Source organism: Mycoplasmopsis cricetuli ATCC 35279 (genome assembly GCF_000526955.1).
Taxonomy (GTDB): Bacteria; Bacillota_I; Bacilli_A; order Mycoplasmatales; family Metamycoplasmataceae; genus Mycoplasmopsis; species Mycoplasmopsis cricetuli.
This window is the reverse complement of sequence record NZ_JAHB01000045.1, coordinates 1-1,128: the sequence shown is the minus strand read 5'-3', so window position 1 is coordinate 1,128 and position 1,128 is coordinate 1. Positions and strand designations below refer to the sequence as shown.

The window sequence follows — 1,128 nt, the reverse complement described above, 5'->3', positions numbered from 1 at the left end:
CAATTAAAAGAGGATACTAATATATCAAATGAGTTAGATATATTAAAGACAGAAAATGAAAAGAGTGAAGATTTAACTAACAATAAAATTAATGAGCAAAGTCAATTAGAAACTGCAGAACTTGATAAAAAAATAAAGAAAAAACAAGTGATTTTTATTTTAGGTCATGAACAAGATAACATAGTATTAGAATACAATCCAGATGATATTGAAAAAACTTTTAATCTGCCAGAGGTTCCTATTGTTGATGGATTTGATTTTACAGGGTGAAAATATAAAAATTCTGATAAAAACTTTTTAAAGCCTGAGCAAAATGAATCAGATATTATTGAAGTTGAAGCACATTATAAACAATACTGAAAAATTACTTATGATTTAAACAGTGCAGAATTTAAAAATGAATCTTATTTTCCAAAAAAATATTATGAAGATAATATAGATACTGAGATCTCTAAATTATTTGATAGTATTAATATTAAAAAAAATTTCAAATTTGAATATGGAGATATTCAAAATCTAATTGTTGATAATTATGTAGGAGATGGTGAAGGAGTTTTTGATTATGATGAATTTAAAGAAAATCATTTGAATCAGTTAAAAGATTTACATGTATTTGTTGTTTTACCAATTACTGATAAAGTTTTATTTAATGTAATAGTAAAATATGAAAATCTTGATGGTTCAATTAATGAAGAATGAAGTGATGATGAAAATATTGAAAATAAAAGTCCTTCTCATTATGGTCGTATTGGTAAAAGAATTTCTGTTAATAGATATAATGAAACAATTGGTATAAATAATGTTATAAGCACTTGTCCTGGATGTTTTGAGCGTTCATGATATAAAATTGTTGTAGAAGATAAAGAATATCAAAGAGCAGAGTTTGAAAAGGATCTTGAAAACAATTTGCCAATTTTAAAAAAAGACGGCACTACAACTTTGTTTGTATATTACAAAGGATTAATTGATCCAATACCTAATAGAATTAAAACATAATAATAAAATTTTCAATTTATTAAGTTAAAATTTCAAAGCACTTACTATTTTATAGTGTGTGCTTTTTTTGTTTATAAAAATTCAATAATAAAATAAACATAAATAAAAAATATATTATATATATATATATAT

General features: G+C 22.6%; 1 protein-coding gene. It reads left to right on the top strand.

Going from position 1 to position 1,128, the window contains the following annotated elements; genetic code table 4:
- A partial coding sequence (locus U744_RS04785) for a hypothetical protein (protein WP_036432222.1) occupies positions 1-996 on the top strand: 996 nt, incomplete at its 5' end.
- Positions 997-1,128: the final 132 nt, after the last annotated feature.